The organism is uncultured Kordia sp. (assembly GCF_947489565.1).
GTDB lineage: Bacteria > Bacteroidota > Bacteroidia > Flavobacteriales > Flavobacteriaceae > Kordia.
In genome coordinates this window covers 184,319-211,077 of sequence record NZ_CANLEA010000009.1, presented here as the reverse complement: position 1 = coordinate 211,077, position 26,759 = coordinate 184,319, and the positions used below count along the sequence as shown (strand labels likewise).

Here is a 26,759-nt window from a genome sequence, read left to right as displayed (position 1 = left end):
TTAAAAGTTTAAGTCAAATCCTAAAGAGAATGTTCTTGGAATAGGATAATCGAAGAAACCTCCAGATTGGTTACCTTCAGGATCAAATCCTCTCCACTTAGTCCAAGTTAATACGTTTGTACCTTGAACATAAACTCTCATTCCAGAAAAGATATTTGTTTTCTCTAAAACTTTAGAGTCAACTGTGTATGATAATGTAACATTTCTTAAACGCAAGAATGATGCATCTTCAATATAACGATCTCCAATTTCAGCACGACCTTGGAAACTCAATCTTGGAATATCTGTTACTTGACCTGGAGTAGTCCAAGCATTTAACATAGTGATAGATTGGTTAGCAAAACCAGCTAAAGAAGCATCTTCAATAATTGCTAAAGATCCATTACGTCTCCATCTGTCAGCTGCAAAAGAGAATAATGTATTTAAAGAGAATCCTTTGTAAGAAATGTCAGCTCCGAAACCTCCTGTATATGAAGGGTCAAAGTTTTTGTCTAAATAAACAGCATTATTAGGATCGTAATCGTTCGTAATGTTACCATTTATGTCATAGTATAGTGGTTGACCATTTGAAGGATCTACTCCCGCCCATCTTACATCATGCCATGTCAATGCTTGACGACCTTCTGTAGTACGTAACGTGTTTCCTGTAAATCCAACTGGTAATTCTTCAACTCTGTTTTTGTTGTAGTTACCATTTGCACGTACTGTAATAGCCCAAGGGTTAGTTTGAGACTTTCTTAATACATCATAAGCAATTTGTAAATCGAAACCAGAGTTTCTCATACTACCGATGTTTGTAATTACAGTATTGTATCCTGTTTGTGCAACAGATAATGGTGCATTGTTAGAGAATAACTCGTCTGTTAAGTTGTTATAGTAATCAAACTCTCCAGATAATCTATTATTCCAAAGTCCAAAACTTAAACCAATGTTTAACTGATTTGTTGTTTCCCATTTGATATCTTCATCTACTAATCCTCCTAAACCGTATCCAGTACCTAACTGGTAACTAGTTGGATTTGCAGCAACAGTTTGTAAACCTTGATAACGGCTACCAACTCCTTGGTTACCTACAACTCCATAACTAGCTCTAATTTTTAAAGCGTTGATGAAATCTACATCACTCATGAAGTCTTCGTTATCAATATTCCAACGACCTGCAACAGACCAGAATGTACCTGTTGAGTTCTTAGGGAAACGAGAAGTTTGGTCACGTCTGATTGTTCCAGAGAAACCGTACTTTCCATCATAATCTAAGTCTAACGTTGCGAATACAGAAGCTAAAGCAAGTTCGCTTTCAGAAGAAGCAACACCTGGAACATAGTTCAAAGCAAGTTCTGTTTCTGCATCTAAAATACCATCACCGTTTGTATCGTCTCCTTCTTGTGTGTTTCCACTAGTAAAACCAGCAGAAGAACCTGGTAAAGCAGGATTCAAACCAAATGCTGTAAATCCAGCAGATTGAGTGTTTGAATAGTTGTACTCACCATAAAGAGAAGCAGATAAACTTAATTTATCAGTAATGTCATTTTGATATCTTAAGAAAGCATTCAAGATAAAGTTAGCATCTCTAAAGAATGTTTCACTTTGAGACCCTTTAATCTCAGAACCTTGATTAGGAGTAATTAAACCTCTAATACTTCCTGGAGTAGTAATCTGTAATAATTCGATATTTGTATAGTCAATACCAACAGATCCACCAATAGTTAAATTCTTAGCAAAGTTGTAATCTGCATTAATACTACCTACTGCTTTAATTTCAGTTTCTTGGTCAGTATTAAATCTTGCAGTGTTTAATGCTAAGAATGGAGTGTTTAAGAATCCATTTGCATTCACTTGGTTTCCATTTGCATCAACTGCTCCACTTCGTACAGTACCGAAAGTATTTAAACTTCCATCAGGGTTATATCTGTTTAAGTAAGGAAGACCAATGTAAGGTACTAAGAACGGGTTATCTAACTGACCACCTGTATTTCCTCCTCTGGCAGCATCCACAATAAAGTTACTTACCGAGTGGTTTAATGTTAAAGTAGTACCATAGTTAAATTTCTTGCTCTCTGAACTTCCATTGAAGTTGTTTCTGAAAGAGAAACGCTTTAAATCACTACCAAGAGTGATACCTTCTTGCTTGTAGTATTGAGCAGATGTATATGAGCTTGTATTCTCATTACCTGTAGAAATACTAATCTCGTGAGAGAGAGTTGTTCCTTGTTGGAAAAACACATCTGACCAGTTTGTATTTGTTTGACCAGCAATAGCAGCGATCTGCGTATCAGATAATCCATCACCAAATTGTGTTCCTGGTAATAAATCTCTTTGGAAAGTTAAAAACTGGCTTGCATTCATAACCTCAAATCTAGTTTTAGGTTTTACAGCAACACCATAAAGCGTTCTGTACTGAATGTTTACTCCAGATCCTTTCTTACCTTTCTTAGTAGTTACGATTACAACACCACCGGCACCTCTGTTACCGTAGATAGCTGTTGCAGCCGCATCTTTTAATACTGATAAAGATTCGATGTCATTTTGGTTTAAACTTCTAAAGTTATCTTGATCTACTGGTACACCATCAATTACGAATAACGGCTCAATATCTCCTTGTAAAGATCCACGACCTCTAATGATAATTGTTGCAGATTGACCTGGTTGTCCAGAACCTGTGTTCACATTTACCCCGGCAGCAGCACCCTGAAGTACCTGGTCTAACGAGTTAATTGGAACTTGTTCGATTGTTGAACCATCAACCGTAGCAATTGCAGATGCTACCTTAGCACTGTTTACAGCTCCACCATAAGCGACAACTGTTACAGCTTCCAAAGCTTCACCTTGCTTTAATTGTACATTGATAGTTGCAGACGTAACCTTAATTTCTTGGTTTGTATATCCTACATAACTAAATACAAGCGTTTGCCCGTTATTAGCTTTAATAGAATAATTTCCATCGAAATCAGTAGTCTTACCTGTAGTAGTACCTTTAATCAAAACAGTTGCTCCTGGCAGCGGCATACCTGTGTCATCGGTAACCGTACCTGAGACAGTCTGTTGTTGTGCAAACAGAATTTGCACAAATAACGCTAGGAATAGCGTTAGAATTCCACTAAACTTTGTTCTCATTTTTTTAATTTATTTGAATTAGCTATCGCCAAAAATCCTAATTATATGTTAATAATCCAATTTTTTTTTCTTAAAAATGCTTTGATAGCGTAAGTTTTTTTGAAAAACGAGGTTTATTTTACACTAATTTATAAGGGTATAGGTGTAGAAATGAGGGTGATGCGGAGGTATTATTCTTAAAATTATCAAAGCGAGAAGCTTTTGTTAAATATTTTAACGGATTGATAAAAAACTGGTTAACAAGTCGATACTTTTCTGATTTTAGTATGAAATACAAAAAACTCAATAATTCAAAACAGATGAATTATTGAGTTTTAATGATGCAATTGACTAGAGTGTCAATTTTGTATAAAAGATTGTTTATTTTTTGATGATTTTTGAGGTCATTATTTTATTGTCTGAATAAATTTTGAGAATGTAAAGACCTGCACGTTGATTGCTAAAATCTATATTTCTTTTTTGGGTAGAATGTATTAGTTGACCTAAGGTAGAATAAATTTCTACTTTGTCTACAGAAATAGCACCTGTAATTGATATGGAGTTTTTTACTGGATTTGGAATGATGCTTAAGTCTGCAAGTTCTGATTCTGGAGTGCTTAGAATAGTACATCCTGTTAAATCAGGGTTTTGTTCAACAGCGGCTCCAGCTGTCAGTGTGCGTCCATCAAAAGCAGGATAGTCAGCAGCATATCGTAAAACTCTAAATGTTAAGTTTGGTGAAGCGGTTGAATCATCTCCTTGAGATAAAATTCCAGTTGGTGTAACGGGATTTATGTATTCCCATACAATTTCTTCATCTGGTGTGATTTCAAAAAAGTAGCCGTCATCTCCATCACAAATAAGTGTGTTTCCGTTTGGTAAACGTTGTGCACTAGATAGAATTCTTGAATAAAAATCTGTTTCAACGGCAGCTTTGTATGTATAATCAGTATTTATTGGGCCATAAGCTGTACCAGAAGTGTAGCTATAAACTCCTTCAGAATCTTCTGGCGGTGTAATAATATCTATTTGTGATACGCTTGGAATACGGTTAAAACCATTGTTAAACAAAATTATTTTTCGAGCATCGTCCAATCCATCTGGAATGAAATGAGGATAATGTTGACCGAATAGTTTTTGATCATCTGGAGTACCTCTTTTGTATGCTTGTGGATTTCCCCAACGATACAAAAAATCACCTCCTTTGCCGCGATCGCCGCCTGTATTGGTAGCAGCTTCAGCAGTTGTAGTGCTATGATCAATGATGTAAATTTCACTTAATAATCTTGAACTGATGACAATTTGATCTAGTCGTTCATCGTATTGAATCGAGTTATAATGGAGCCAATTGGCATTTCCTGCGGAATTCCCTAAAAAGTTTATATCTAATAATTGAGGATTATCTTCTACAACGCCATGATTATCTTTTGTTGGGTCATGATCTTGAATGAAATGATCGTTAACATTCCATTCCCAAACAATATTTGCACTGTCAGTTCCAACAGGTTCTAGTTCTAAAATTTGTTCATTGAATAATTTTCCTTGAGTAATATTAGCTGGATTTCTACCCGCTTGGATTGCCTCAGCTTCTGTCATTGTGGTTACCGCTAACATAAGAATATTGCCATTTGGCATAGGAAATACATCATGGTGTTGAGAGACTGTAGTGGTAGAGTAGGTGTATTCCCAAAGTAAATTACTGTCCCAATCAAATAGTTCAACTTTTCCACCAACACCTCCAAAGTTTATGTCAGGATTGCTGATTCTACCTGCTCTAAGTAGATTCCCGTTTTCAAGAAGATATACGGCATTTCCTGGAGCTACAGTACTTGTCCATTGATTGATAATTTCTCCACAATTGTTAATTAAGTAAGTTTCTGTATGACCTGCAGGTGCATAGAGTGTATATCCATTAAAAGTTCCTTGAGTATTTGTTATTGTGCCTATTGTATTCTGGGCTTTTGATGTAATAAAAAATAACAGGGAGCAACACAAAAAGAGTTTACTTTTCATTTGATTTTTCATAGCGTTTCATCTTGATAGAATCTAAGTCTTAGATTTTAGTCGCGAAAAGTAAAGAATAATAACTAAAAAAAAAACTGCCTTTGAATAAATTTCAAAGGCAGCTCTATTATATTAAAATCTATTGATTTTATTCATTACATAGGTTTAATGCAATAGGTCCAGCTCCTGAGCCAGCAGTTCCTGTAGCTACAGTACTACCACTTGGTCCATAGATTTGGAAAGACATTTCTCCCCAAAAATCACCATTAAATACCCAGTCACCACTTACTCCCGCAGGAATAGTAATAGTTGCAGTACCTGAACTAACTCCAGTTGTACATGGATATCCAGGTGGTTCATACGGAGTACAAAGTCCTATTTCAATAACAGTTCCGTCACTTAATGTAACAGTAATTCCAGGTCCACCACCATTACCGGTAGTTGGTTGCCATCCGTCACCATATGAATCTTGCATGTCAATTACCCAGTCACCAGCAGGCAACGTAGGAGAGTCACAAACTACAGTTGATGAAAAAGTATGATCAGCCGATTGGTTGTCAAAGTTAGCACTTACATCCGAAAATGTTCCTTGCGGATTTGTTAATGCTAATCTGTAATCGAAAGTATCACCACCTTCTAAATCTGCAGCATTAATTCCTAAAGCAGCAATTATAGAAGCTCCATCATACGCGATATTTACTTCAGGATATCCTCCGTCAGCATTTGTAAAGCTTGAAGATTCAAGAGTAGTTAATAAAGCTTCAGCCGCTGTAACATTTTGTCCAGCAATACTTACGTATACTTCAACTTTAGAAATATCAGTACCTCCAGCAGGAGAAATTAACTGATAATCTTTAGAGAAACCTGAGCTACCTGGGTCTAATTTATTTACGTTAGTAGAACCATTTGTTGTAATCTCCGAAGCAAAAGGGACTCCTGTATTGATCAAATCATCAAAATCAACAGGTAACGTATCGTCATCTTTACAGCTATAGAATGCTATGCAAACAGCACTCAAAGCTACGATTGTTTTTAAAAATTTATTTTTCATAATTTATTTTTTATTGAATAAATCCAGCAGGATTATTATCCCAAAATACTTGTACAGCAAGTCCTGGTTTTTGAGAAATATTTATGTTTCTATCAACTGTAACATTTGGATACAGGAATGATCTTGGGAATGTACTTGTACCTAATAAAGTAGGTTGTAAGTTTCCTGGAGCACCAGTTCTTCTGTATAAGTTATATCCTTCAACTCCATTACCATACATAGCAATCCAGTATTCTTTACCAATGATTTCCATTCTTTCAGCATTACTAGTAGCAGCCATATAAGCAGCCATTACAGTATTTACATAAGTGTCAATATCTGCAGCTGAAGCAGTATTTGTGAAATCTCCTGGGTTTGGTAAAAATGAAGTTACTGTTGCCATAGATGATCTGATTGCTTGCTCTAACATAGCAGAGTCACTATCAGAAGTTCCTAAGAATAATGCAGCTTCCGCTCTCATGAAGTATACAAATGAATCCATCATAATTGGCCAAATTCCAGCACCTTGTAATCCTTCATTGTCATCAATACCTTGTGCGTCATTGTCATCGAAACGACCTCCTACAGGGTAAACTCCAAAAGTAGTTCTTTTAGCGTTATCTGGTGGAATACCATCATTGTTACCATGATCTCTTCCCCAGTATCCATCACCTCGTGCAAATAAAGAACAATATGGTAATGGAACTGTTTGCATAGCATCAATAGCTGCGTAAGTTGCAGGTCTTGGGTTATTCCAACAATCGATTTCATTATTCAAAGTTGCCTCATCCGTAGGGAAAGAGTTAACTTGTCTGTATATGTAGTATCTTAATCTTGGATCATCAGCACCTTTTTCTTCAGTTAACGCCCATGATAAATAGTTAGGAATATATTCACCTGTATTTGCTGCAGAGTACTCTTCAACATAGTATGGGTGTCTACTTTGAGGATTTATTGATGTTCCAGAAGACCATTTAAAATCATCTGCACTTGTAGTGATAATATCTCCACCAGTTAATAAAGCATTGATTCCTGCAGTTGAACCTGTTGGGTCAATCAATCTTCTGTTTAAGTAGTACTTTAATTTTAAAGTATTTGCAAACTTTGTCCAGTTTGGCATCGTGTTACTTGCTCCTTCACTATAATATAAGTCATTAAAGTTAGGAGTGTTTCCATCAATATTTGCAAAATCAACTAAGGCTTGATCTAATTCAGCTAAAGCTGCATCGTATACATCAGAACCAGCATCTACTGCAGGGAATACTATTCCGCTGTCTCCTTGTAGTGCTTCTGTGTAAGGAACATCGCCAAAATAATCTACCATAGTCATCATGGTGTATGCTCTAATAATTCTAGCAACTCCAATATGTCTAAAACGTGATGAAGATGTCGCAATAGGAATTAATGCTCCTACTTCATTTAAAATGTTAGCATATGCAGTTGTCCACATTCCGCTGTTACTTGCGTTTGTGTTGTTAAAGTTTACGTCGTATTCATCAAACATATACTCTAAACGTACAGCTTCTGCTCCAGATTCAGTTGCATTTTCAAAGAATTCTGCAAGCTGAAATTGGATGAAATTCAAGTTTGTATCCGGATCCAGTGCTTCTGGACTTGGTACATTCGGATCAACTAGTAAATCTAATTCTGTTGTTTCACAAGAGAATACAAGTATTAGACCTAGCAACCAAAATAATTTATTACTTTTTATTTTCATTGTTAATTTTTTTAGAAAGTTACTTTTACGCTCATACCGTATCTTCTCGAGTTCCAAGAAGTTAAGTAGTCAAATCCTTGAGAGTTACCAACACCTAAACTGTTTAATTCAGGATCGTAGTTTACACTGTCAGGAGTGTTAAATGCTTTTACAAATAAGTTCTGACCTGAAAGTGTGAACGATACATTTCCAAATGGTGTTCTGTCTAACCATTTTCTTGGAAGTCTATAACTGATAGAAGCTTCTCTTAATCTTAAGTGTGAAGCATCGTAAATTAATACTTCGTCTACACCAAATCCAATATTGTTAAAGTATGCTTCAGTAGCAGTTACTTGAATATCATTTGGCTGTCCTGTAGATTGACGTACACCTGGTAATACAATACTTTGAGTTCTGTCAAAATCTGTATCTTCAACAAGTCCTCTACCTACTAAGGCACCAACTGTTGTAGCATAAATGTCTCCACCTTGTTGGTATTCCCATTGCATGTTTACAGACCAGTTTTTCCAAGTGATACCTGTGTTTACAGTAGTAAACCAGTCTGGATTAGGATCTCCAATAACACCGTTTTGAGGGTCTTGGATCCAATAACCGTTTTCATTTACTAAACGATTTCCTTCATCATCTCTTAAAATTCTACTTCCAACAATTACACCTAATGGTTGATCATTAATAGCGGCATTTGCAGGAGTAGCGAAGATACCTCCGTAAAGGATTTGTTCTCCATCATCAAGACCTCTTACAACACTTTCGTTTTGCGTGAAGCTACCAGAAATCTTTAGTTCAAAGTCTTCTGTCTTAATAGGAGTACCATCAAATGAGATTTCAAAACCTTCGTTAATTACATTACCAATGTTTGTAAATGTACTTGTATATCCTGTTTCAGGAGCTAAAGGTCTTTGGATAATCTGATCTTCTGTATCTCTGTTATAATATGTAAAGTCAATTCCTAATCTGTTATCTAACAATCTAGCTTCAAGACCAACTTCAAACTCTTTAGAAAGCTCAGGCTTTAAGTCTGGATTTGGTAAGAAGTTAGGAATACTTGTCGTAGTAGTTGAGTTTCCTCCAGGAGTTTGGAAGATGTTTGGTACTAATGAAATAACTCCTCTTGTATTGTAAGGACCAGGGAAACCTGGAGAAGTACCGTAACCAGCTCTTAACTTTAAGAAGTTTAATCCGTTCGTAGAACGCAATCCTTCAAAAGCAGAAGTTGGGATAAATGATAAACTCACACCAGGAGAGAATTGTGATCTGTTCTCTTGCTCTAATGTTGAATTCCATTCATTTCTTAAAGAAGTATTTAAATATAAGTAGTTCTTGTAAGAAAGTGTACCAGAAACATATGCTGCAACGTTGTTTTGTTCGCTAAATGTTTGGTATGTCTGATTGTTAGCAGCAAAAACTGTTCCTTCAATAATAGTACTTGAGTTGCTAAAGTTTAAGTGATTCCAAAGACCGTAGATAATTTGATCTCTACTCTCAGAACCATCACGTTCAAATACTTGACGCTTTGTTGTAGCACCAATAGTTCCTTGAATTGCAAAGTCTTCAGAAAGTTCTTTATCTAAACCAATTAATAAAGATTGATCCCAGATAGTAAATCTCTCAGAAGTTGTTTGTAAATATCCATTTGGATGTAAACCATCATTTGAACCTTTGTTAATTACACGTCTTGATCTTGTGTTTTGACTATCAATACCTAAACGGTAGCTAAGAGTCATCCAGTCAGCAGCTTCATAAGACGCTACAAAGTTTGTAAATACACGATCTGTACTATTCTTATCTTGTGTATTGTTAAGTACCCAAGCTGGGTTTGTACGGTCATTACCACCTCTATACCAAATACTTTCTCCAGTAATAGGATGCTGATTAGGTAATGTGATATCAACACTTCGTGGTAAGTAAAGAATGTTCCATACAGAAGCAATACCTCCAGTACCAGCAGTAGACGATGTTACGTCACTACCTGTAGAAGCATCTGTAAATGGACTTCTAATATCAGTTTTTGCTAAACTTATTTTACCAGATAAGGTAAACTTGTTTGACATTTTATAAGTTCCACCAACAGAGAAGTTATCTCTTCGTAAGCCGTTGTTAGGAATAAATGATTCATCATCAACATGTGCGTAAGATGCATTGAAGCTTCCTTTGTCTCCAAATGAACCTGCAACGTTTACAGAAGTACTAGCAATAGTACCAGTTTTAAAGAATTCTTTCTGGCTATCATACGCTCTGTATGTTACATTTTGAGCATCTAATCCAGGTCTGTCCGGGAATAAAACTGATGGCTCAACACCAAAGTTGTTTAAAAGTGACGTTCTAAATGCGTTGTCAATAGTCGCTTGGCTGTCAAAACGTGCTCCCCAGTTACTAAAGAAAGCTCCATATACGTTTTGGAAACCATTACCCCAAGTATTTTGGTAGTCTGGTAAAATAATACTGTTAAAGAAAATAGATTGGTTTATTGTAACCTCCATCTTCTTGTTAGCATCTTTTCCACTTTTTGTAGTAATTAAGATTACACCGTTACGTCCTTCACCACCATATAAAGCTGTTGCACTTAAACCTTTTAAGATACTTACACTTTCAATGTTGTTAGGGTCAATGTCGGCAAATCTACTTGCTACGTTACCTGATTGGAAAGCTCCTGAACTCGCAGATTGGTTTGCTCCACCTGAAGATCCATCAAATGGTACGCCATCCACAATGAATAACGGTTGGTTTCCACCTGTAATAGAAGACTGTCCTCTAATAATGATGTTAGAACCACTACCAGAAACACCTCCAGAACCAGTAATACGTACACCAGATGCTTTACCACGTAATATCTTACCGATATCAGTGTCAGCTTTCTGCTCTAAGTCTTTACTTTCAACCGTAGTTACGGCATAACCTAAAGCCTTCTTTTCCTTTTTAATACCCTGTGCAGTAATAATTACTTCTTCTAGTTGGTTATCTGGTTCTAAAGAAGCGTCGATAGTATTGCTTCCACCAACAACCACTTCTTTTGATTTGTAACCTACATAACTAAATACAAGTGTTTGTCCTTGATTTACATTGATGTTGTAATTTCCATCAAAATCAGTAGACGTACCTGCATTAGTTTCTTTAACGACTACGCTGGCCGCGGGAAGCGGAATTCCAGATTCGTCGGAAACAGTACCTTTGACTGTTTTTTCTTGTGCAAGCGCGAGCTGCACCATTAACGCCAGCAAAAGCGTCAACATTCCATTAAACTTTGTTCTCATTGTGTTAATTATTTGAATTAGCTATTCCAAAAATCATAATAATATGTTAATATTCCTATTTTTTTAAGGAAAAAAGTGACTGCTTTTCAAGAAAAGTAACGTGAAGCTTAATATTAGAAGGTGGTTGATAAACTTATATGAACCTTAGATTCAGATAGTTTAATGGTAGAATTGTCAGTTTTTCCAACAGCATAATTTATTTTCAAAAGTCCTGATTTAGATCGTATTCCTAGTCCAAAACCAAAACCATACAATTTTACGTCAGTTTGTGTTAAATCATCTTGAAGATACGTAAAATCTATGATGGAATGAACATATGAATTTCTGGATAAAATATATCGATATTCTGTATTGATTGTACTGTATAAAGTAGCTTCCAAGCTATTTTCGTTGAATCCTCTTATGGATTGAATTCCTCCCAAACGAAATTTTTCATTAGTTAAATATTGATCAGAAATTAGCGCTTCGGAAGTATTGTTAACATAAATAAAATTTCGATCGTTCAATTCCCATAAATAATTTCCGGTAAATGAAAACTTGGTCTGTTCATTCGTTTCGCTGTCATTTTTTCGAGTTCCAATCTGTGCTTCTGCGCTAGCAAAAATCTTAGTTGGAAAAATACTGTAATTATTATTCCTTTTGGAAAAAGTATATCCTGCGGTGGTAAAAAAACTTTTGTAGTCGTCAATAGAAGTGTTGGTATTGTCTTCTAAAAGATTATTGGATTCAATTTGTTGAATTCCTACATGAACTTGATTGTTTTGGTTGATTTGGTAAAACGTGTTCAATTTCGTGTTTACAACATTAAAAAGAGAATCGCGTCTAAAAATATCTAAACCTGCATTTATACCAAGAGGTGAATTGAAAATGTAGGGGATTTTTAAATCTGCCAAAAACTTGGTTTGCCCATTTCCGTCATTCTTCCATAAAATGTTAAACTGTTCACCTGCATTCAAATTATTGATAAGCTTCAAGTCTAAGTATCCGTTTAGTTTTAAATTTCCAGTGTCTTCATCAGAATTAAAACCTAAAAAGCCGTCAAAAAAATTACTCTTTACTTTTTCTATATATATATATAAGGTTGTGGAATCTTTCGAAAATAATATTTCTGGATCTTTTATTTGTCGTGCAAATGGTAATTGATCTAAACGTTTGGTTTGTTTTGTGATCTCTTCTTTATTGAAAACCTTAGAGGTGAGTCGTAAATAATGTTTGGTATATGATTTTGGAAACTTCTCGTATCCTTTTACAATGATTTTATCCAAACGGCGCTTTTCGGTAATAGTAATATCTAAGTTGGCAGTAATTGTTTGTTGTTTCTTGACGATATCTTTAAGTTGAACTTCCGCAAAGGGATTTCCTGTGTTTTGAAAATTCTCAACAATAGCTTCTAAAAAAGGAGTCAAATTTTCTGGAGTAATGGTAAAAGTGGTTTCTGTGTGAGATAAGTTAAATGCTTTTAAAAGACTTTCGTCTAATTTTTCGCTGTCGTAGTTAATTACTAAAGAAGTGTATTTTGCATTTAGGTTGAAAGTGCTTTGATAAATTGAATCACTAACCTTTTCTAATTTACTGTAGGAGGCGTCAAAATATCCAATAGTAAACAAAGCCTTTTGTAGAGAAGTTAGTTCGTCTACAATAGATTTTATATTTTCGTGCGATTTTTTATAATTCGTAGCATCAATAATTTGCTGCTCATTATCAGTAGTTCCATTAATTTGTAATGTTTGTCCATTGACAAGCCAAGAGCAAAAAACGGCAAAAAATAAAATTGAAATATGTGGAGTTGATTTTTTCAAGCTAAAAAATGAATACGATCATGCTTCAAAATAACGTAAAAAAACAGGAAATACTATGTGGAAACGCCTGAAAAAATTAATCTTATTGAAAATTAAGTTATTAAGATTTGAATTATAAGAAAAAAAACATACCTTTGCCGCCCTCAAAAGAGGGTTTTAAAACAAAATTATATTTAATAATAGATGCCAACAATTTCACAATTAGTAAGAAAAGGAAGAGCCAAAATAACTAAGAAGAGTAAATCGGCTGCTTTAGATTCTTGTCCTCAGAGACGTGGAGTTTGTACGCGTGTATACACAACAACACCGAAGAAACCGAATTCAGCAATGCGTAAAGTTGCAAGGGTTCGTTTGACAAACGGTAATGAAGTGAATGCTTACATTCCAGGAGAAGGACACAATCTGCAAGAGCACTCGATAGTATTAGTTAGAGGTGGAAGGGTAAAAGATTTACCAGGAGTTAGATATCATATCGTTCGTGGAGCTTTAGACACCGCAGGTGTTGAAGGTAGAACGCAACGTAGATCTAAGTATGGTGCAAAACGCCCAAAGAAGTAATTAAAAACTTTTAATGTAAAGACATGAGAAAAAGAAAGGCGAAAAAAAGACCTCTTTTACCGGATCCAAGATTTAATGATCAATTGGTAACACGTTTTGTGAATAACTTAATGTGGGATGGTAAGAAGTCTGTAGCATTCAAGATTTTCTATGATGCAATGGATATTGTAGATCAAAAGAAAACAGACGAAGAAAAAACAGCTTTAGAATTATGGAAAGAAGCATTATCTAATGTGATGCCGCATGTAGAAGTTCGCTCTCGTAGAGTAGGTGGAGCTACATTCCAAATTCCAATGCAAATTAGACCAGATAGAAAAGTATCTATGGCGATGAAATGGTTAATTAGCTACTCTCGTAAGAGAAATGAGAAATCAATGGCTTTAAAATTAGCTTCTGAAGTATTAGCCGCTGCAAAAGAAGAAGGTGCAGCAGTTAAGAAAAGAGTGGACACGCACAAGATGGCTGAGGCAAATAAAGCATTCTCACATTTTAGATTTTAATCAGATACAATTATAAAAATGGCTAGAGATTTAAAATATACTAGAAATATCGGTATCGCTGCTCACATTGATGCTGGTAAAACAACTACTACAGAACGTGTTTTATACTATACGGGTGTAAGTCACAAAATTGGAGAAGTGCATGATGGTGCTGCTACAATGGACTGGATGGAGCAAGAGCAAGAGCGTGGTATTACTATTACGTCTGCTGCTACAACTTGTACGTGGCAATTTCCAACTGAAAATGGTAAGCCAACTGCAGATGCTAAAGGATACCATTTTAATATTATTGATACTCCAGGTCACGTTGATTTTACGGTAGAAGTAAACCGTTCGTTGCGTGTATTAGATGGATTAGTTTTCTTGTTTAGTGCAGTTGATGGTGTTGAGCCGCAATCTGAAACTAACTGGAGGCTTGCAGATAATTACAAAGTTCCAAGAATTGGATTTGTAAACAAAATGGATCGTCAAGGTTCTAATTTTGCAATGGTTTGTGCTCAGGTGAAAGAAATGTTAGGTTCTAACGCTGTGCAAATTGTATTGCCGATTGGAGAAGAGATGGACTTTAAAGGTATTGTTGACTTAGTGAAAAACCGTGCTATTGTTTGGCATGATGAAACACAAGGAGCTACTTTTGATGTAATTGACATTCCAGAAGAATTAAAAGAAGAAGCGGCTGAAGCGCGTGCTCACTTAATTGAAGAGGTTGCAACGTATGATGAAAACTTGTTAGAGAAATTCATGGAAGATGAAAACTCTATCACAGAAGAAGAAATTCATGCTGCATTAAGAGCTGCTGTAATGGACATGGCAATCATTCCTATGATTTGTGGTTCTGCATTCAAAAACAAAGGAGTTCAGTTCCTTTTAGATGCAGTTTGTCGTTACTTGCCTTCACCAACAGATAAAGATGATATTAAAGGAACGGATCCAAATACTGGAGAAGAGGTTACTCGTAAGCCAGATGCAAAAGATCCTTTCGCTGCATTAGCATTTAAAATTGCTACAGATCCTTTCGTAGGACGTTTAGCATTCTTCCGTGCTTATTCAGGAAGATTAGATGCAGGTTCGTACGTATTGAATAATCGTTCAGGTAAAAAAGAACGTATTTCTCGTATTTACCAAATGCACTCTAACAAACAAAATGCAATTGATTTTATTGAAGCTGGAGATATTGGAGCTGCTGTAGGATTTAAAAGTATCAAAACAGGAGATACTTTATCTGATGAAAAGAATCCAATTATCTTAGAATCTATGGACTTCCCTGATCCAGTAATTGGTATCGCGGTTGAACCTAAGACGAAAGCAGATGTTGATAAATTAGGAATTGCTTTAGGTAAGTTGGCAGAAGAAGATCCAACATTTACAGTAAAAACTGATGAGGCTTCAGGTCAAACTATTATCTCAGGAATGGGAGAGCTTCACTTGGATATTATTGTTGACCGTTTAAGACGTGAGTTTAAGGTTGAAGTAAATCAAGGTGAGCCACAAGTAGAATACAAAGAAGCATTAACGAAATTAGCGCAACACAGAGAGACTTATAAAAAGCAATCTGGTGGACGTGGTAAGTTTGGAGATATTGTTTTCGAAATGAGTCCAGTGGATGAAGATTTCGAAGGTACAGGATTGCAGTTTGTTGATCAAATCAAAGGTGGTCGTATTCCAAAAGAATTTATTCCTTCAGTTGAAAAAGGATTTGCAACAGCAATGTTGAATGGTCCTTTAGCAGGATTCGAAATGGATTCTATGAAGATTGTCTTAAAGGATGGATCTTTCCACCCTGTAGATTCTGATGCATTATCATTTGAATTGGCAGCGAAAATGGGTTATAAAGCAGCGGCAAAAGCGGCTGGAGCTAAAATCCTTGAGCCAATTATGAAATTGGAAGTATTAACTCCAGAAGAAAACATGGGAGATATTGTAGGTGACTTAAACCGTCGTCGTGGACAAGTGTCTGATATGTCTGATAGAGCTGGTTCTAAAGTTGTAAAGGCAACAGTGCCATTATCTGAAATGTTTGGATATGTTACTTCATTAAGAACATTATCATCTGGTAGAGCAACTTCAACGATGGAATTCTCTCATTATGCAGAAACTCCTTCTAATATTTCTGAAGAAGTAATTGCGAAATCTAAAGGTGTAACTGCTTAAAACTAAGAAAATGAGTCAAAAAATTAGAATAAAATTAAAATCATACGATCATAACTTAGTTGACAAGTCAGCTGAGAAAATCGTAAAAACAGTAAAAACTACAGGTGCTGTTGTAACTGGACCAATTCCATTACCAACACACAAAAAAATCTTTACTGTATTACGTTCTCCACACGTAAATAAGAAGTCAAGAGAGCAATTTCAATTAAGTTCTTACAAGAGACTATTAGATATCTATAGTTCTTCTTCAAAGACAATTGATGCACTTATGAAACTTGAATTGCCAAGTGGAGTTGAAGTAGAGATCAAAGTGTGATAAAACACTTTTCGCTGAGCGAAAAATAAAATGTCCGGAGCTGCGAGCAAAGGAAAAACGGTAAAAATACAATTCAGGATGAAGCGTATTTTCATCCTGAATTTTTTTTAATAAATAAATTTTAAATTAATAAATATGTCTGGGTTAATCGGAAAAAAAATCGGCATGACTAGCATCTTTGACGAGAATGGAAAAAACATTCCATGTACAGTTATTGAAGCAGGTCCTTGTGTCGTTACCCAAGTCAGAACCAATGAGGTTGACGGGTATGAAGCTCTTCAACTTGGTTTCGATGACAAGGCAGAAAAACGTGCTTCTAAAGCGGCTAATGGTCACTTTAAAAAAGCAGGTACTTCGCCTAAATACAAAGTTGTTGAATTCCAAGGATTTGAAGGAGAGTATAATTTAGGAGACAGTATCACTGTAGATCACTTTGAAGAAGGTGAATTCGTTGATATTGCTGGAACATCAAAAGGTAAAGGTTTTCAAGGAGTTGTAAAGCGCCACGGATTTGCGGGTGTAGGACAAGCAACTCATGGTCAACACAACCGTTTGAGAGCGCCAGGTTCTATTGGAGCTGCATCTTACCCTGCACGTGTATTCAAAGGAATGCGCATGGCAGGAAGAATGGGTGGAGAAAAAGTGAAAGTTCAAAATTTAAGAGTGTTGAAAGTTGTTCCTGAGAAGAACTTATTAGTTGTCAAAGGGTGTGTTCCTGGGCATAAAAACGCTTATGTAATTGTTCAGAAGTAATGGAAGTAGCAGTTTTAGATATAAACGGAAAAGAAACAGGTAGAAAGGCAAACCTTTCTGATGCTGTTTTTGCTATTGAGCCTAATGATCATGCTGTATACTTGGATGTGAAGCAATATCTTGCGAATCAAAGACAAGGAACGCATAAGGCGAAAGAGAGAGCTGAAATCACGGGAAGTACTCGTAAGATTAAAAAGCAAAAAGGTACTGGTACTGCGAGAGCAGGTAGTATTAAAAACCCATTGTTTAAGGGTGGAGGTAGAGTTTTTGGTCCAAGACCGAGAAGTTACTCTCAAAAATTAAACAAAAATGTTAAGAAGTTGGCTAGAAAATCAGCACTTACATTAAAGGCAAAAAGTGAGTCAATTATCGTAATTGAAGATTTCAATTTTGAAGCTCCAAAAACTAAAAATTTCATCAATGTATTGAAAGCTTTAGGGTTAGATAGTAAAAAATCGCTATTTGTGTTGGGTGATTCAAATAATAATGTATATTTGTCGTCACGTAATTTGAAAACCTCTGAGGTTTTAACTAGCTCAGAATTAAGTACTTACAAAATTGTTAACGCAAATAGTATAGTTCTTTTCGAAGGCGCTTTAGAGGGAATTGAGTCAAACTTAAGTAAATAAGAAACCAAATGAGCATCTTAATTAAACCAGTTGTAACTGAAAAAGCTACTGCTGATAGTGAATTAAATAATCGTTATACTTTCTTAGTAAATGTAAAAGCTAACAAAGTTGAGATTAAGAAAACTATAGAGGCTACTTATGGGGTTTCTGTAGAGAAAGTTCGTACTATGAATTACGGACCTGATAGAAAAACACGTTACACCAAAACTGGAATCCAGCATGGTAAAACTAACGCTACAAAAAAAGCGATAGTTGATGTAGCGGAAGGAGATATTATTGATTTTTATAGCAATATATAAGTAAAGACAAAAAATGTCAGTAAGAAAATTAAAACCAATTACACCAGCTCAGCGTTTTAGAGTAGTCAATGGATTCGATGCCATCACTACTGATAAGCCGGAAAAGAGTTTACTTGCACCGAAAAAGAGGTCTGGTGGTAGAAACAATCAAGGTAAAATGACCATGCGTTACATCGGAGGTGGTCATAAGAAAAGATACCGTATTATCGACTTTAAAAGAGATAGAAAAGATGTTTCTGCAGAAGTGAAAACTATTGAGTATGATCCAAACAGAACTGCTTTTATCGCATTAGTACAGTATACTGATGGAGAAAAGCGCTACATCATCGCTCAAAATGGATTAAAAGTAGGTCAAACTGTTGTTTCAGGAGAGAAAGTTGCTCCAGAAATCGGAAATACAATGCCTTTAAGTAATATTCCATTAGGAACTATTGTTTCTTGTGTAGAGTTGCGTCCAGGACAAGGAGCTGTTATGGCTCGTAGTGCAGGAGCATTCGCGCAATTAATGGCTCGTGATGGAAAGTTTGCTACAATCAAACTTCCTTCAGGTGAAACTAGAATGGTGATGGCGAATTGTTTAGCGACAATTGGAGCGATCTCTAATTCAGATCATCAATTATTAGTATCTGGTAAAGCAGGTAGAGGAAGATGGTTAGGTAGAAGACCAAGAACAAGACCAGTAGTAATGAACCCTGTTGATCACCCAATGGGTGGTGGAGAAGGTAAATCTTCTGGAGGACACCCAAGGTCTAGAAATGGAATTCCAGCTAAAGGATACCGTACAAGATCTAAGACGAAAGCGAGTAATAAATACATTATAGAACGTAGAAAGAAATAAGACATGGCTAGATCATTAAAAAAAGGACCTTACGTTCACTATAGTTTAGATAAAAAAGTTCAGCAAAATGTTGAGTCAGGAAAGAAAGCTGTGATCAAAACTTGGTCAAGAGCATCTATGATTACTCCAGATTTCGTTGGGCAAACTATCGCTGTTCATAACGGTCGTCAGTTTGTTCCTGTGTATGTTACAGAAAACATGGTAGGACATAAGTTAGGAGAATTTTCACCAACAAGATCATTTAGAGGTCACGCTGGTGCGAAAAATAAAGGAAAAAAATAATAAGAAGCTATGGGAGTTCGTAAAAGAGAAAGAGCAGAGCAAATCAAAGAGGCTAAGAAGAGTATAGCTTTTGCAAAGTTGAATAACTGCCCTACTTCGCCAAGAAAAATGCGTTTAGTAGCGGATTTAGTAAGAGGTGAGAAAGTAGAAAAAGCGCTTCATATATTAAAATTCAGTCAAAAAGAAGCATCACGCCGTTTAGAAAAATTGTTATTGTCTGCAATCGCAAACTGGCAAGCGAAAAACGAAGATGCAAGTGTTGAAGATGCTGAATTGTTTGTAAAAGAAATCCGAGTGGATAGTGGAAGTATGTTGAAAAGACTTCGTCCAGCACCACAAGGTCGTGCACACAGAATTAGAAAACGTTCCAACCATGTTACATTGGTGTTAGGAGCTAATAATAACACACAAAGTTAAGATAAGTAAGTATGGGACAAAAGACAAATCCAATCGGAAATCGCCTTGGTATCATCAGAGGATGGGAATCTAACTGGTACGGAGGTAATGACTATGGAGATAAACTTGCTGAAGACGATAAAATCAGAAAGTATATCCATGCTCGTTTATCTAAAGCTAGTGTTTCTAGAGTAATTATTGAGCGCACACTTAAACTTGTAACCGTTACTATCACTACGGCACGTCCAGGTATCATTATTGGTAAAGGAGGTCAAGAGGTAGACAAGTTAAAAGAAGAGCTTAAGAAAATTACAGGTAAAGAAGTACAGATCAATATTTTTGAGATCAAGAGACCTGAACTTGACGCAAATCTAGTTGCTGCTAGTATTGCACGTCAAATCGAAAACAGAATTTCATACAGAAGAGCTATTAAAATGGCTATTGCGGCTGCAATGCGTATGAATGCTGAGGGAATCAAAGTGCAAATTTCTGGACGTTTAAACGGAGCAGAAATGGCACGTTCTGAATCATATAAAGATGGTCGTATTCCTTTATCAACTTTCAGAGCAGATATTGATTATGCATTACATGAAGCTCACACTACTTACGGTAGATTAGGAGTGAAAGTATGGGTAATGAAAGGTGAGGTTTATGGAAAGAGAGAATTATCTCCATTAGTAGGAATGTCTAAAAAGCAATCTGGAAAAGGTGGAAATAATCAAGGTGGAAAAGGAAAATCTCGTCGTAGAAAGTAATTTTTTAAAGTAAAGAAAAATGTTACAGCCAAAAAGAACAAAATATCGTAAAGTACAGAAAGGGCGTATGAAAGGGAACTCAGGAAGAGGTCACTTACTTTCTAACGGTATGTTTGGTATTAAATCATTAGATTCAAATTTCTTGACATCTCGTCAAATAGAGGCAGCCCGTGTTGCGGCAACTCGTTACATGAAAAGAGAAGGTCAATTATGGATTAAGATTTTTCCAGACAAGCCGATTACAAAAAAGCCACTTGAGGTACGTATGGGTAAAGGTAAAGGTGCTCCAGAATACTGGGCAGCTGTTGTAAAACCTGGAAGAATAATTTTTGAAGTAGGAGGAGTTCCTATTGAAGTAGCGAAAGAAGCATTGCGCTTAGCTGCTCAAAAATTACCAGTTAAAACTAAGTTTATTGTAGCTCGAGATTTCGAAGCTTAATTTTTAATAAGTTATGAAACAATCAGAAATTAAAGAATTATCTGTAGCTGAGTTACAAGAAAAACTAAAGGAGCTCAAAAAAAATCATTCAGATTTAAAAGTAGCGCATGCTATCTCTCCTTTAGATAATCCAATTCAGTTGCGTTCGGTAAGAAGAACAGTTGCGAGAGTAGCTACCGAACTAACTAAAAGAGAATTACAATAAATTGAATTCTACTGACAGATGGAAAAAAGAAATTTAAGAAAAGAGAGAATAGGTGTTGTTACCAGTAATAAAATGACGAAATCAATCGTGGTTTCTGAAGTTAAGCGTGTAAAACACCCTATGTACGGTAAGTTCGTGTTAAAAACAAAGAAATATGTTGCGCACGACGAAAAGAACGATTGTAACATTGGTGATACTGTGAAAATAATGGAAACACGTCCATTAAGTAAAACCAAATGTTGGAGATTAGTTGAAATCATTGAAAGAGCTAAATAATTATGTTACAACAAGAATCAAGATTAAAAGTTGCAGATAACACGGGAGCTAAAGAAGTTTTAACGATCCGTGTATTAGGAGGAACGAAAAGACGTTATGCTTCTGTTGGAGACAAAATTGTTGTTACTGTAAAAGACGCAACTCCTAACGGAAGTGTTAAGAAAGGACAAGTTTCTACAGCAGTTGTTGTACGTACTAAGAAAGAAGTAAGAAGACCAGACGGATCTTATATTAGATTTGACGATAATGCATGTGTTCTTTTAAACCCAACAGGGGAAATGAGAGGAACTCGTGTTTTCGGTCCGGTTGCTAGAGAACTTCGTGATAAACAATTCATGAAAATTGTATCATTAGCACCAGAGGTGCTTTAATACGTAGTTTAAGATGACAAAACTAAAGATAAAAACAGGAGATACCGTAAAAGTGATTGCTGGAGCTAACAAAAGTACTGCAGACAATCCTGTTACAGGTAAAGTATTAAAAATTCTTCGTGAAGATAATAAGGCAATTGTAGAAGGTGTGAATATCGTAAAGAAACACACAAAACCAAGTGCTCAAAATCCTCAAGGTGGAATTGTAGAGAAAGAAGCTCCAATTCATATATCAAACTTAGCGTTGATGACTTCTAAAGGAGAAGCAACAAGAGTTGGATATAGAGTAGAAGGAGACAAGAAAGTAAGGTTTTCTAAAAAATCTAATGAAGTACTATAGTTATGGGGTATGTTCCAAGATTAAAGCAAGAGTATAAGGATCGAGTAATCCAAGCTCTTACAGAAGAATTCAGTTATGCAAACGTAATGCAAGTTCCAAAACTTGAAAAAATAGTTTTAAGTAGAGGAGTTGGTGGTGCAGTAGCTGATAAGAAACTAATTGACCATGCTATTGAAGAGTTTGGGAAAATTACAGGACAAAAAGCAATCGCTACCATTTCTAAAAAGGATGTTGCAACTTTCAAATTACGTAAAGGAATGCCAATTGGTGCTAAAGTTACGTTAAGAGGAGAAAAGATGTACGAATTCCTAGATAGATTGGTTACTTCAGCCTTACCACGTGTAAGAGATTTTGGTGGAATCAAAGCAAATGGATTTGATGGAAGAGGTAATTATAACTTAGGAGTTACTGAGCAAATTATCTTTCCAGAAATAAATATCGATAAAGTGAATAGAATTGCTGGAATGGATATTACATTTGTAACTTCTGCATCGACAGATAAAGAAGCTAAATCATTATTAACTGAATTAGGGTTACCTTTTAAAAAGAATTAATTATGGCTAAAGAATCAATGAAAGCCCGTGAGGTTAAAAGAGCTAAAACGGTTGCTAAATATGCTGAGAAAAGAAAAGCTTTGAAAGAAGCTGGAGATTACGAAGCATTGCAAAAGTTGCCTAAAAATGCCTCTCCAATTCGTATGCACAATCGTTGCAAACTTACTGGAAGACCAAAAGGGTACATGCGTCAGTTTGGTATTTCTCGTGTAATGTTTAGAGAAATGGCAAATAAAGGATTAATTCCAGGAGTCAAAAAGGCAAGTTGGTAAAATTATAAACTGGTTTCAGGTTCGACTTTTGTCGAAAACCAAAACCGTAAATTCATACATATGTATACAGATCCAATAGCGGATTACTTAACAAGAATCAGAAACGCCAGTAGAGCGGGACACAGAGTTGTCGAGATTCCAGCTTCAAAGCTTAAAAAAGAGATGACCAAGATCTTATTCGATCAAGGATATATCTTAAGCTACAAGTTTGAAGACACAACTGTACAGGGAAGCATCAAAATCGCTTTAAAATACGATAAGATGACAAAAGAACCTGTAATCAAGAAAATTCAAAGAATCAGTACACCAGGTTTACGTCAGTACGCTGGAGCTAACGAACTTCCAAGAGTCTTAAACGGATTGGGAATTGCGATCGTATCTACTTCTCACGGAGTAATGACAGGAAAGCAAGCTCAACGTGAAAATGTAGGTGGAGAAGTTTTATGTTACGTTTACTAATTAATAAAGACTAGCAGAAATGTCAAGAATAGGTAAAAACCCAGTAAGTATTCCAGCAGGAGTTACTGTAGATATAAAAGATGGTCAGGTAACCGTAAAAGGTAAATTAGGAGAATTGACACAACAAGTTGACAGTATTACTGTTAAACAAGAAGAAGGTCGAATAGTACTAGAACGCCCATCAGACAGCAAAGATCATAGAGCAAAACACGGTCTATATAGAGCATTAATCAACAATATGATTGAAGGTGTCTCTAAAGGATTTACAAAAGAGTTACAATTAGTTGGAGTAGGTTACAGAGCAAGTAATCAAGGACAAAGACTAGAGTTAGCTTTAGGATTCTCACACAATATTGTTATGAACTTAGCTCCAGAAGTGAAAGTTGAAACAATATCTGAGAAAGGTAAAGATCCAATCATAAAATTAACTTCGCACGACAAACAATTGGTAGGACAAGTTGCGGCTAAAATCCGTGGGTTCCGTAAACCAGAACCTTATAAAGGAAAAGGAGTTAAGTTTGTAGGAGAGGTATTAAGAAGAAAAGCAGGTAAATCAGCTTAATAATTAATTATGGGATTATCAAAGACTGAAAGAAGACAAAGAATCAAAAACAGAATTAGAAAAATCGTTGGCGGTACAGAAGCTAGACCAAGATTATCTGTTTTTAGAAGTAATAAAGAAATTTATGCTCAAATTATCAATGATGTAGATGGTAAAACAATTGTTGCCGCTTCATCTAGAGATAAAGATATCAAAGCTGAAGGAACAAAATCAGAAGTAGCTGCCTTAGTAGGGAAGTCTATCGCTGAAAAAGCTTTAAAAGCTGGGATTGAAACAATCGCATTTGATAGAGGTGGATATTTATACCACGGAAGAGTAAAATCATTAGCAGAAGGTGCTAGAGAAGGAGGACTTAAATTCTAAGAAACTATGTATCAGAAATACAAAAACGCAGAATTAGTAAAGCCAGGTGGATTAGAATTAAAAGATCGTTTGGTAGGAGTACAACGTGTAACTAAAGTAACAAAAGGTGGTAGAGCCTTTGGATTTTCGGCGATCGTAGTTGTTGGAGATGAAAACGGTGTTGTAGGACACGGTTTAGGAAAATCTAAAGACGTTGCTACTGCAATTGCAAAAGCAATTGAAGATGCGAAGAAAAACTTAGTTCGTATTCCTTTGCAAAATGGTACATTACCACACGAGCAAAAAGGAAAATACGGAGGAGCTAGAGTATATATTCAACCAGCATCTTCGGGTACAGGAGTTATCGCAGGTGGAGCTGTACGTGCAGTATTAGAAGCTGTAGGAGTTCACAATGTATTATCGAAGTCTCAAGGATCATCTAACCCGCACAATGTAGTAAAAGCAACTTTTGATGCTTTATTACAATTAAGAGATGCAGGAATGGTTGCAAGACAAAGAGGAATTTCTTTAGAAAAAGTATTTAAAGGATAAATCAAGGATAAAATGGCAAAAATTAAAGTAACACAAGTAAGAAGCAAAATTAGTCGTCCTCAAAATCAAAAGAGAACGCTAGAAGCGCTTGGTCTTAAAAAGATCGGTCAGGTTGTAGAACATGAGGCTACACCAAACATCCTTGGAATGGTAAATAAAGTTAAACACTTAGTTTCTGTTGAAGAAGCTTAAAAATAACAACTGGTTATGGATTTAAGTAACTTAAAACCAGCTGAAGGTTCAGTTCAAAGTAATAACAAAAGAGTAGGTAGAGGACAAGGTTCTGGAAAAGGTGGTACCGCAACACGTGGTCACAAAGGAGCTAAATCTCGATCTGGTTATTCAAAGAAAATTGGATTCGAAGGTGGACAAATGCCGCTTCAGAGACGTGTTCCTAAGTTTGGTTTCACAAATATCAATCGTAAAGAATATCAAGGTGTAAATCTTGATAGACTTCAGGAATTAGTTGACGAAGGGAAAATCACAGATACTGTTGATTTAGACATATTAGTAGCTAACAGAGTAGCTAGAAAAACTGATTTAGTAAAAATCCTTGGAAGAGGTGAACTTAAATCAAAATTAAAAGTTACAGCTCACAAATTCACAGCTTCAGCAAAAGCAGCTATCGAAGCAGCAGGAGGAGAAGCAGTAACTTTATAATTTCTACATAGAAGCATGAAAAAATTTATTGACACAATAAAAAGTATTTGGAGTATTGAGGAACTAAAAAATAAAATTTTAGTAACTCTTGGACTATTACTAGTGTATCGTTTTGGTGCACAGGTGAGTCTTCCAGGTATGGACTATACAAAACTTGGTGAAGCATTTACTGGTAATTTTGATGACGGACTTGGTGGTCTATTAAACATGTTTACTGGAGGAGCTTTTGCTAAGGCTTCTGTATTTGCACTAGGAATTATGCCATATATATCTGCTTCTATTGTAGTTCAGTTGATGGGAATCGCAATTCCTTACCTACAAAAACTTCAAAAAGAAGGAGAAAGTGGTCGTAAAAAAATCACACAAATCACAAGATGGCTTACAATCCTTATCTGTTTGGTGCAAGCACCATTCTATTTATGGGGATTAGGAGCATTAGGTGTTCCAGACGCAGCATTTACAATTGGAAAAGGATTAGATTTCGTTATTCCTTCTGTAATTATCCTTGTAACAGGAACTATCTTTGCAATGTGGCTTGGTGAAAAAATTACTGATAAAGGAATTGGTAATGGTATCTCATTATTAATTATGGTTGGGATTATTGCACAAATGCCTACTGCATTCTTGCAAGAATTTGCTTCCAACTCAGGAAGACCAATGCTTATTCTTATAGAAATTGTAATATGGTTAGTAATTATACTTGCCAGCGTCATGTTGGTAATGGCAGTACGCCAAATACCTGTGCAATACGCTAGAAGAACAGCAACGGGAGGATATGAAAAGAACATGTTTGGAGCAAGACAGTTTATCCCATTAAAATTAAATGCATCTGGTGTAATGCCAATCATCTTCGCGCAAGCCTTAATGTTTGTGCCTACAGCAATAGGAAAAGGTTTAGGTACCGATTCAAGCTTAGGAGCATGGATGACAGCAAACTTTCAAGATGTATTTGGATTATGGTATAATGTCTTATTCGCATTCTTAATCATCATATTTACATACTTCTACACAGCTATCACAGTGCCTACGAATAAAATGGCCGATGACTTAAAAAGAAGTGGAGGATTTATTCCAGGAATTCGCCCTGGTGGAGAAACTGGAGAATACTTAGACAAAATAATGTCACAAATTACCTTGCCTGGATCAATCTTTTTAGCATTGATCGCAATTTTCCCTGCTATTGTAGGAACAATTATGGGAATACAACAAGGTTGGGCATTATTCTTTGGAGGAACATCGTTGCTAATTATGGTAGGAGTTGCCATAGATACCATGCAACAAATAAACTCATACTTGTTGAATAGACATTATGATGGTTTAATGAAAACTGGTAAAAACCGTAAAGTAGTTGCATAA

At 35.9% G+C, this 26,759-nt stretch carries 31 protein-coding genes; 25 read left to right on the top strand and 6 right to left on the bottom strand.

Annotated elements, in window-relative coordinates:
* The 6 genes from Q0845_RS14205 to Q0845_RS14180 all read right to left on the bottom strand — a co-directional run bounded on the left by Q0845_RS14205 (position 1) and on the right by Q0845_RS14180 (position 12,894).
* A complete protein-coding gene (locus Q0845_RS14205; RefSeq protein WP_298514372.1) occupies positions 1 to 3,114 on the bottom strand; it encodes a SusC/RagA family TonB-linked outer membrane protein in 3,114 nt (1,037 codons plus the stop codon).
* A 360-nt stretch (positions 3,115 to 3,474) separates the two neighbouring features.
* Positions 3,475 to 5,106 (bottom strand): aryl-sulfate sulfotransferase, encoded by a 1,632-nt coding sequence (locus Q0845_RS14200; RefSeq protein WP_298514369.1) that lies wholly within the window; start codon positions 5,104 to 5,106, stop codon positions 3,475 to 3,477.
* A gap of 139 nt (positions 5,107 to 5,245) precedes the next feature.
* The gene (locus tag Q0845_RS14195) at positions 5,246 to 6,148 is read right to left on the bottom strand and encodes a hypothetical protein (RefSeq protein ID WP_298514366.1); all 903 of its coding nucleotides are present in this window, start codon (positions 6,146 to 6,148) and stop codon (positions 5,246 to 5,248) included.
* Positions 6,149 to 6,158: 10 nt separating this feature from the next.
* On the bottom strand, positions 6,159 to 7,844 hold the full coding sequence (locus tag Q0845_RS14190) for a SusD/RagB family nutrient-binding outer membrane lipoprotein (RefSeq protein WP_298514364.1): 1,686 nt from the start codon (positions 7,842 to 7,844) through the stop codon (positions 6,159 to 6,161).
* Positions 7,845 to 7,855: 11 nt separating this feature from the next.
* Positions 7,856 to 11,095 carry a SusC/RagA family TonB-linked outer membrane protein gene (locus tag Q0845_RS14185; protein WP_298514361.1) on the bottom strand — a complete coding sequence of 1,080 codons (3,240 nt, stop codon included), beginning with the start codon at positions 11,093 to 11,095 and terminating at the stop codon, positions 7,856 to 7,858.
* Between the two features lie 113 nt (positions 11,096 to 11,208).
* Positions 11,209 to 12,894 (bottom strand): BamA/TamA family outer membrane protein, encoded by a 1,686-nt coding sequence (locus Q0845_RS14180; protein WP_298514359.1) that lies wholly within the window; start codon positions 12,892 to 12,894, stop codon positions 11,209 to 11,211.
* Between the two features lie 183 nt (positions 12,895 to 13,077).
* Here Q0845_RS14180 and rpsL point away from each other — a divergent pair, with 183 nt between their 5' ends.
* From rpsL to secY, 25 genes are all read left to right on the top strand, one after another.
* Entirely contained in the window at positions 13,078 to 13,452 is a 375-nt protein-coding gene (gene rpsL, locus Q0845_RS14175) for a 30S ribosomal protein S12 (RefSeq protein WP_007094992.1), read from the top strand.
* Positions 13,453 to 13,475: 23 nt separating this feature from the next.
* Positions 13,476 to 13,952, top strand: coding sequence for a 30S ribosomal protein S7 (gene rpsG / locus Q0845_RS14170; protein WP_298514356.1), 477 nt, complete (start codon positions 13,476 to 13,478; stop codon positions 13,950 to 13,952).
* Between the two features lie 18 nt (positions 13,953 to 13,970).
* Entirely contained in the window at positions 13,971 to 16,103 is a 2,133-nt protein-coding gene (fusA, locus tag Q0845_RS14165) for an elongation factor G (RefSeq protein ID WP_298514354.1), read from the top strand.
* A 10-nt stretch (positions 16,104 to 16,113) separates the two neighbouring features.
* A complete protein-coding gene (rpsJ, locus tag Q0845_RS14160; RefSeq protein WP_007094989.1) occupies positions 16,114 to 16,419 on the top strand; it encodes a 30S ribosomal protein S10 in 306 nt (101 codons plus the stop codon).
* Positions 16,420 to 16,554: 135 nt separating this feature from the next.
* Positions 16,555 to 17,172, top strand: a complete 618-nt coding sequence (rplC, locus tag Q0845_RS14155) for a 50S ribosomal protein L3 (protein ID WP_298514351.1) — start codon at positions 16,555 to 16,557, stop codon at positions 17,170 to 17,172.
* Positions 17,172 to 17,801, top strand: coding sequence for a 50S ribosomal protein L4 (gene rplD, locus Q0845_RS14150; RefSeq protein ID WP_298514349.1), 630 nt, complete (start codon positions 17,172 to 17,174; stop codon positions 17,799 to 17,801). The genes rplC and rplD overlap by 1 nt, the downstream gene beginning before the upstream one ends.
* Positions 17,802 to 17,809: 8 nt before the next feature.
* Complete coding sequence (gene rplW / locus Q0845_RS14145; protein WP_007094986.1) at positions 17,810 to 18,100, top strand: 50S ribosomal protein L23; 291 nt, start codon at positions 17,810 to 17,812, stop codon at positions 18,098 to 18,100.
* Between the two features lie 13 nt (positions 18,101 to 18,113).
* Positions 18,114 to 18,938: a 50S ribosomal protein L2 gene (rplB, locus tag Q0845_RS14140; RefSeq protein WP_298514346.1), complete on the top strand. Its 825-nt coding sequence runs from the start codon at positions 18,114 to 18,116 to the stop codon at positions 18,936 to 18,938.
* Positions 18,939 to 18,941: 3 nt separating this feature from the next.
* Positions 18,942 to 19,220, top strand: a complete 279-nt coding sequence (gene rpsS / locus Q0845_RS14135) for a 30S ribosomal protein S19 (RefSeq protein WP_072303192.1) — start codon at positions 18,942 to 18,944, stop codon at positions 19,218 to 19,220.
* Positions 19,221 to 19,229: 9 nt separating this feature from the next.
* A complete protein-coding gene (gene rplV, locus Q0845_RS14130; protein ID WP_298514342.1) occupies positions 19,230 to 19,637 on the top strand; it encodes a 50S ribosomal protein L22 in 408 nt (135 codons plus the stop codon).
* Between the two features lie 11 nt (positions 19,638 to 19,648).
* Positions 19,649 to 20,371, top strand: a complete 723-nt coding sequence (gene rpsC / locus Q0845_RS14125; protein WP_290683539.1) for a 30S ribosomal protein S3 — start codon at positions 19,649 to 19,651, stop codon at positions 20,369 to 20,371.
* A gap of 19 nt (positions 20,372 to 20,390) precedes the next feature.
* The gene (gene rplP / locus Q0845_RS14120; protein WP_298514338.1) at positions 20,391 to 20,810 is read left to right on the top strand and encodes a 50S ribosomal protein L16; all 420 of its coding nucleotides are present in this window, start codon (positions 20,391 to 20,393) and stop codon (positions 20,808 to 20,810) included.
* Between the two features lie 13 nt (positions 20,811 to 20,823).
* Complete coding sequence (rpmC, locus tag Q0845_RS14115) at positions 20,824 to 21,015, top strand: 50S ribosomal protein L29 (RefSeq protein ID WP_298514336.1); 192 nt, start codon at positions 20,824 to 20,826, stop codon at positions 21,013 to 21,015.
* 18 nt (positions 21,016 to 21,033) lie between these two features.
* Positions 21,034 to 21,291, top strand: coding sequence for a 30S ribosomal protein S17 (gene rpsQ, locus Q0845_RS14110; RefSeq protein WP_007094979.1), 258 nt, complete (start codon positions 21,034 to 21,036; stop codon positions 21,289 to 21,291).
* 2 nt (positions 21,292 to 21,293) lie between these two features.
* Positions 21,294 to 21,662: a 50S ribosomal protein L14 gene (gene rplN / locus Q0845_RS14105; protein ID WP_161416048.1), complete on the top strand. Its 369-nt coding sequence runs from the start codon at positions 21,294 to 21,296 to the stop codon at positions 21,660 to 21,662.
* A gap of 13 nt (positions 21,663 to 21,675) precedes the next feature.
* Positions 21,676 to 22,002 (top strand): 50S ribosomal protein L24, encoded by a 327-nt coding sequence (gene rplX / locus Q0845_RS14100; protein ID WP_298514332.1) that lies wholly within the window; start codon positions 21,676 to 21,678, stop codon positions 22,000 to 22,002.
* A gap of 2 nt (positions 22,003 to 22,004) precedes the next feature.
* Positions 22,005 to 22,556, top strand: coding sequence for a 50S ribosomal protein L5 (gene rplE / locus Q0845_RS14095; RefSeq protein ID WP_298514329.1), 552 nt, complete (start codon positions 22,005 to 22,007; stop codon positions 22,554 to 22,556).
* A 2-nt stretch (positions 22,557 to 22,558) separates the two neighbouring features.
* Positions 22,559 to 22,828: a 30S ribosomal protein S14 gene (rpsN, locus tag Q0845_RS14090; RefSeq protein ID WP_076620346.1), complete on the top strand. Its 270-nt coding sequence runs from the start codon at positions 22,559 to 22,561 to the stop codon at positions 22,826 to 22,828.
* Positions 22,829 to 22,888: 60 nt separating this feature from the next.
* On the top strand, positions 22,889 to 23,287 hold the full coding sequence (rpsH, locus tag Q0845_RS14085; RefSeq protein WP_298514326.1) for a 30S ribosomal protein S8: 399 nt from the start codon (positions 22,889 to 22,891) through the stop codon (positions 23,285 to 23,287).
* Between the two features lie 19 nt (positions 23,288 to 23,306).
* A complete protein-coding gene (gene rplF / locus Q0845_RS14080; protein WP_298514323.1) occupies positions 23,307 to 23,849 on the top strand; it encodes a 50S ribosomal protein L6 in 543 nt (180 codons plus the stop codon).
* A 9-nt stretch (positions 23,850 to 23,858) separates the two neighbouring features.
* Positions 23,859 to 24,212 (top strand): 50S ribosomal protein L18, encoded by a 354-nt coding sequence (gene rplR / locus Q0845_RS14075; RefSeq protein ID WP_298514320.1) that lies wholly within the window; start codon positions 23,859 to 23,861, stop codon positions 24,210 to 24,212.
* 6 nt (positions 24,213 to 24,218) lie between these two features.
* Positions 24,219 to 24,743, top strand: a complete 525-nt coding sequence (gene rpsE, locus Q0845_RS14070) for a 30S ribosomal protein S5 (protein WP_108115107.1) — start codon at positions 24,219 to 24,221, stop codon at positions 24,741 to 24,743.
* A gap of 12 nt (positions 24,744 to 24,755) precedes the next feature.
* Entirely contained in the window at positions 24,756 to 24,935 is a 180-nt protein-coding gene (rpmD, locus tag Q0845_RS14065; RefSeq protein ID WP_290683561.1) for a 50S ribosomal protein L30, read from the top strand.
* Positions 24,936 to 24,950: 15 nt separating this feature from the next.
* On the top strand, positions 24,951 to 25,403 hold the full coding sequence (rplO, locus tag Q0845_RS14060) for a 50S ribosomal protein L15 (RefSeq protein WP_290683563.1): 453 nt from the start codon (positions 24,951 to 24,953) through the stop codon (positions 25,401 to 25,403).
* 15 nt (positions 25,404 to 25,418) lie between these two features.
* Positions 25,419 to 26,759 (top strand): preprotein translocase subunit SecY, encoded by a 1,341-nt coding sequence (secY, locus tag Q0845_RS14055; RefSeq protein ID WP_298514317.1) that lies wholly within the window; start codon positions 25,419 to 25,421, stop codon positions 26,757 to 26,759.

Bases quoted from the DNA above. Each gene is read 5' to 3' on its own strand.
- rpmD (WP_290683561.1), top strand. From the start codon at position 24,756: ATGGCAAAAATTAAAGTAACACAAGTAAGAAGCAAAATTAGTCGTCCT.
- fusA (WP_298514354.1), top strand. From the start codon at position 13,971: ATGGCTAGAGATTTAAAATATACTAGAAATATCGGTATCGCTGCTCAC.
- rplV (WP_298514342.1), top strand. From the start codon at position 19,230: ATGGGAGTTCGTAAAAGAGAAAGAGCAGAGCAAATCAAAGAGGCTAAG.
- secY (WP_298514317.1), top strand. From the start codon at position 25,419: ATGAAAAAATTTATTGACACAATAAAAAGTATTTGGAGTATTGAGGAA.
- rplD (WP_298514349.1), top strand. From the start codon at position 17,172: ATGGAAGTAGCAGTTTTAGATATAAACGGAAAAGAAACAGGTAGAAAG.
- rpsG (WP_298514356.1), top strand. From the start codon at position 13,476: ATGAGAAAAAGAAAGGCGAAAAAAAGACCTCTTTTACCGGATCCAAGA.
- rplX (WP_298514332.1), top strand. From the start codon at position 21,676: ATGACAAAACTAAAGATAAAAACAGGAGATACCGTAAAAGTGATTGCT.
- rplO (WP_290683563.1), top strand. From the start codon at position 24,951: ATGGATTTAAGTAACTTAAAACCAGCTGAAGGTTCAGTTCAAAGTAAT.
- rpmC (WP_298514336.1), top strand. From the start codon at position 20,824: ATGAAACAATCAGAAATTAAAGAATTATCTGTAGCTGAGTTACAAGAA.
- rpsQ (WP_007094979.1), top strand. From the start codon at position 21,034: ATGGAAAAAAGAAATTTAAGAAAAGAGAGAATAGGTGTTGTTACCAGT.
- rpsL (WP_007094992.1), top strand. From the start codon at position 13,078: ATGCCAACAATTTCACAATTAGTAAGAAAAGGAAGAGCCAAAATAACT.
- rplB (WP_298514346.1), top strand. From the start codon at position 18,114: ATGTCAGTAAGAAAATTAAAACCAATTACACCAGCTCAGCGTTTTAGA.
- rplN (WP_161416048.1), top strand. From the start codon at position 21,294: ATGTTACAACAAGAATCAAGATTAAAAGTTGCAGATAACACGGGAGCT.
- rplW (WP_007094986.1), top strand. From the start codon at position 17,810: ATGAGCATCTTAATTAAACCAGTTGTAACTGAAAAAGCTACTGCTGAT.
- Q0845_RS14190 (WP_298514364.1), bottom strand. From the start codon at position 7,844: ATGAAAATAAAAAGTAATAAATTATTTTGGTTGCTAGGTCTAATACTT.
- rpsC (WP_290683539.1), top strand. From the start codon at position 19,649: ATGGGACAAAAGACAAATCCAATCGGAAATCGCCTTGGTATCATCAGA.
- Q0845_RS14205 (WP_298514372.1), bottom strand. From the start codon at position 3,114: ATGAGAACAAAGTTTAGTGGAATTCTAACGCTATTCCTAGCGTTATTT.
- Q0845_RS14195 (WP_298514366.1), bottom strand. From the start codon at position 6,148: ATGAAAAATAAATTTTTAAAAACAATCGTAGCTTTGAGTGCTGTTTGC.
- rpsJ (WP_007094989.1), top strand. From the start codon at position 16,114: ATGAGTCAAAAAATTAGAATAAAATTAAAATCATACGATCATAACTTA.
- rplR (WP_298514320.1), top strand. From the start codon at position 23,859: ATGGGATTATCAAAGACTGAAAGAAGACAAAGAATCAAAAACAGAATT.
- Q0845_RS14200 (WP_298514369.1), bottom strand. From the start codon at position 5,106: ATGAAAAGTAAACTCTTTTTGTGTTGCTCCCTGTTATTTTTTATTACA.
- rplC (WP_298514351.1), top strand. From the start codon at position 16,555: ATGTCTGGGTTAATCGGAAAAAAAATCGGCATGACTAGCATCTTTGAC.
- rplP (WP_298514338.1), top strand. From the start codon at position 20,391: ATGTTACAGCCAAAAAGAACAAAATATCGTAAAGTACAGAAAGGGCGT.
- rpsN (WP_076620346.1), top strand. From the start codon at position 22,559: ATGGCTAAAGAATCAATGAAAGCCCGTGAGGTTAAAAGAGCTAAAACG.
- rplE (WP_298514329.1), top strand. From the start codon at position 22,005: ATGGGGTATGTTCCAAGATTAAAGCAAGAGTATAAGGATCGAGTAATC.
- rpsE (WP_108115107.1), top strand. From the start codon at position 24,219: ATGTATCAGAAATACAAAAACGCAGAATTAGTAAAGCCAGGTGGATTA.
- rpsS (WP_072303192.1), top strand. From the start codon at position 18,942: ATGGCTAGATCATTAAAAAAAGGACCTTACGTTCACTATAGTTTAGAT.
- rpsH (WP_298514326.1), top strand. From the start codon at position 22,889: ATGTATACAGATCCAATAGCGGATTACTTAACAAGAATCAGAAACGCC.
- rplF (WP_298514323.1), top strand. From the start codon at position 23,307: ATGTCAAGAATAGGTAAAAACCCAGTAAGTATTCCAGCAGGAGTTACT.
- Q0845_RS14185 (WP_298514361.1), bottom strand. From the start codon at position 11,095: ATGAGAACAAAGTTTAATGGAATGTTGACGCTTTTGCTGGCGTTAATG.